The sequence below is a fragment of the Streptodolium elevatio genome, from assembly GCF_053592165.1.
Genome location: NZ_JBSFVE010000067.1, coordinates 1 through 3,189, shown reverse-complemented (window position 1 = coordinate 3,189; position 3,189 = coordinate 1). Strand labels below are relative to the sequence as shown.

Annotated in this window: 5 protein-coding genes and 1 pseudogene; all 6 read right to left on the bottom strand. The window is 36.2% G+C overall.

All coding sequences use genetic code 11. The features are described 5' to 3' along the window. Nucleotides 1-169: 169 nt before the first annotated feature. The gene (locus ACWD12_RS40910) at nt 170-850 is read right to left on the bottom strand and encodes a hypothetical protein (protein WP_063283376.1); all 681 of its coding nucleotides are present in this window, start codon (nt 848-850) and stop codon (nt 170-172) included. A 26-nt stretch (nt 851-876) separates the two neighbouring features. Beyond that, nucleotides 877-1,149, bottom strand: a complete 273-nt coding sequence (locus tag ACWD12_RS40905; protein WP_014570742.1) for a hypothetical protein — start codon at nt 1,147-1,149, stop codon at nt 877-879. A 3-nt stretch (nt 1,150-1,152) separates the two neighbouring features. Then, nucleotides 1,153-1,572, bottom strand: coding sequence for a dUTP diphosphatase (locus tag ACWD12_RS40900; RefSeq protein WP_312258070.1), 420 nt, complete (start codon nt 1,570-1,572; stop codon nt 1,153-1,155). Continuing rightward, complete coding sequence (locus ACWD12_RS40895; protein WP_450103938.1) at nt 1,569-2,243, bottom strand: DUF1642 domain-containing protein; 675 nt, start codon at nt 2,241-2,243, stop codon at nt 1,569-1,571. Before ACWD12_RS40895 ends, ACWD12_RS40900 begins: the two co-directional genes overlap by 4 nt. Before the next feature lie 168 nt (nt 2,244-2,411). Continuing rightward, a complete protein-coding gene (locus tag ACWD12_RS40890; RefSeq protein WP_014570743.1) occupies nt 2,412-2,612 on the bottom strand; it encodes a DUF1125 domain-containing protein in 201 nt (66 codons plus the stop codon). A 193-nt stretch (nt 2,613-2,805) separates the two neighbouring features. After that, nucleotides 2,806-3,102: pseudogene (locus tag ACWD12_RS40885) on the bottom strand (DUF658 family protein); the annotation flags it as partial. Nucleotides 3,103-3,189: the final 87 nt, after the last annotated feature.

Genomic DNA, 3,189 nt, shown 5'->3' with positions numbered 1-3,189 from the left:
ATAAAAGCCATGATAATAAGTCCCCAAATTGGAATAGCAATCATTGCTGCTTTTATGATTTGTATTAATAATTCTTGCAATTCATTATTCATTCAATCCCTCCCCACCAGTCATTGACCAGATATTAGTTTGTCGGTCATTCAAATCTCCTTAGTATTCATGAAATAATTCATTCAAATAAACTCATCTGTCCTTTCTTTTCTTCTATGAGTGGAATCCAGTCAGGAAATTTACTTTCAATATGTTCAATTGCCTGTTCCGTCCATTCATGAATCCCTAAAAATTCCATTGCATCTTTGCTGTGAGGGATAACATTTATCTCTGAGAAACCAATCGGATTATTAGCACTGTTTTGAATGAAATAAACTTGCTTCACGGCCATTTCCAATGCATCACCATGAATGATTACACCATTCATCCCTCGGATTGCAAAGGCATGAATCAAGAATGAAATAGCTTCATCCGATAATTCTAATGCCTGGTACCAATAGTTACTCGGCAAATAGTTAAAAAAGTCTGCATTCATTCGATCATTTTGCCATTTTTGGATAATTAGAGTTCCTGTTCCTGCTCCAGTTAAATCAGCACCTCCAGAACCACCTACAAGCAACGCTGTGAGCTTACCAAGTTCATCTGGTGTATAATGCTGCCCTTTTGCTGAAACAGCTGAATGAGCCATAAAATAGTCTCTAAAGAAATCAATGCCCATGTCATGGTGGATATTTAAGATTTTAGAATAAAATTCTTCACGTCCTTTTTTATCAAAAACAAGCTCTTGGATTCTATTTGTAAAATTCATGTGTTCATCAACATTGAGCATGTCATAGAATTGTTGTTCAGTAATTGTCATCTATCCCCTCCACCACTTTCACTAAATCAGTCATCATCCCCTCCAATCGCTGCGAGTGCTTTTTCTAAATCAGGCAAAATCCAGTCTGTTTGAATAGTTCCTAAATGCCCATCACGTTTAATCGTTCCAATAACATGCTCGATATACTTTTTCGCAGTGTTAATCTGTTCTTGGAGTTTTTCAACCGTTTTTTCGTCAGTGTCTGAAGAACATTCATCACATACAATAAATTCTCCTTCTGGAAGCCATTCAGGTTCGATTGGTTTATCACAGCTATAACATGTTGTTTGCTTCATCATTTTTCACACCTCCCCAGTGCTACCAAAACCGCCTGTACGCTTTCCATTTGCGTTGTCATCGTCTGTTGTAAGGTATTTGACAAATACCCCTTGCATTATTCTTTGACCTTTAGAAATGGTTACAGGCTCTTTTGAGATGTTCATAAATAAGCCTTTAAATTCTTGCGGATAGTAATCTGAATCGATAATTCCTACTGAATTAATCAATGCAATGCCACGCTTAACTGGATTACTTGAACGGTCGTATAATTTCAATACTTCATCATCACCAAGTTGAACAGCTAGCCCAGTGCTTACCATTTTAATTTCATCAGGTTGAATCGTAACTGTTTCACTTGCTGAAATGTCATATCCTGCGCTATGTTCTGTCGCTCGTTCTGGAATAGTCGCATTTTCGTTTATTTTTTTAAATCCTCTTGTCATTCTCCGTCCTCCACAGGCACAGTAAACTGCCAGTAACGCTCATCAATTGACTTGATTTCTTGTTCTGTTAATTTTAATGCATAATCTTTCACTTTTGTAAATTCTAAGATTATTCCACTTTCCGCTTTTGATACGAAGGTTGAATCGCTAGTTGAATCGCTTAATCCAAAAACTTTTGGTAAGTCAATATAGAACAGCTGCGGTTTTTCTACTTGATAGCCTGTAATAGCTAAATGAGAAAGGATAAATAACTTATTATTTAGACCTCCAAAACCAAATCGTCTATCTTTAAATTGGAAATCATTCAGCCACCAAAAGCCTTTTTCTGTCAAAATATCAAGATTCTTCAAATCAGTAAGTGTGGCAAAATTATTCTGAGTTTTCAAGTATTTGATAGCTTTATCAACCTCTTCAGGCACGACTGGCAGGGCTTGCTGTTGGAGTTGGGATTTTAAATCAATGATTTGCGATTCTAGTTTAGAACTTCTGATTACTTCTTTTTCATAGCTATCATTGAGATTACTATATTTATCAAATAGCTCCTGATATTCTTCGTCAGCTTGTGCTATCAATGTTTTAACATGAACGGCCGCATAATATTTAGTGTCACCAATAGGATGCTCAATATTTTTTATTGGCAACTTTTCCAATTTCTCTTCAAACTTAGTCATTTTTCGTGTCCTCCAAGACAAATGGCATAAACCACTTGCCTCTGTTTAGTTGTATCTGTGCTACATCTTCTTTTTTACATTGATTCAAAGCTCTTCGTAACTCCAAGTTCTCAGCTTTAGATAGCTCTATTACGATATCTTCGCCAATATAACTTCCTTTAGTGAATTTCATTTTGAATCCTCCAAGATAGCAATTAGTTCGCTACCATTTTTTATTTTGATAATTTTTATTTTTCTGTAAAGGAAACCGCAACTGAAAGCTTCAATATCATTACCACATTCAAATTGGACTATGATTCGATTTTTTTCAGTTTTTAAAATAACTGTCATTCCTTCTTCAATCACTTTTAATAAACTTTCAACTGTCATTTCTTATCTCCTTTAAATATCGAATGGGTCATAATCAGGGTCATTGGCTAAACTCCAGCATGCCCCAGCTTCCCAACCGTCAATGTGGCAAAATCCACACGTTTCACAAGTATATTCTGGATGGCACTCATGGCATCCCATGCAATCACAATCTATTTCGTTGCCACATTTATCGCATTTCATCTATCTGCTCCTATAATCCTAATTCTTCTTTGCGTGCTGCTTCGATTGCCATTTGCGCTCTGATATTTCTTCGCAACCTACGTTCTTCTTTTGTTTCGTGCTTTCTACGGTCGCGATCGGTTATTTCATCAGAAATCTTAGACTTTGAACCACCATAAGGCTTCCAACCGGGATATTTCTCCATCATCGCTTTTTCATTTACGACTGCGATTTTGACTGCGTTATTTTTTGGAGAATTAGCCATACCATTTTTAACCCATCCAGCGACTGAATGAGGTGAAACAAGAAGCATTTTCGAAAGCTCTTTTTTCGTACCAGTTCACATTTTTTTTCCATTGATATAAACATCATAAATTTTTTCAAACCTTGCCATCTGATGCCTCTTTCAATCGAC

Bases quoted from the DNA above. Each gene is read 5' to 3' on its own strand.
- ACWD12_RS40890 (WP_014570743.1), bottom strand. From the start codon at position 2,612: ATGACAGTTGAAAGTTTATTAAAAGTGATTGAAGAAGGAATGACAGTT.
- ACWD12_RS40910 (WP_063283376.1), bottom strand. From the start codon at position 850: ATGACAATTACTGAACAACAATTCTATGACATGCTCAATGTTGATGAA.
- ACWD12_RS40900 (WP_312258070.1), bottom strand. From the start codon at position 1,572: ATGACAAGAGGATTTAAAAAAATAAACGAAAATGCGACTATTCCAGAA.
- ACWD12_RS40895 (WP_450103938.1), bottom strand. From the start codon at position 2,243: ATGACTAAGTTTGAAGAGAAATTGGAAAAGTTGCCAATAAAAAATATT.
- ACWD12_RS40905 (WP_014570742.1), bottom strand. From the start codon at position 1,149: ATGATGAAGCAAACAACATGTTATAGCTGTGATAAACCAATCGAACCT.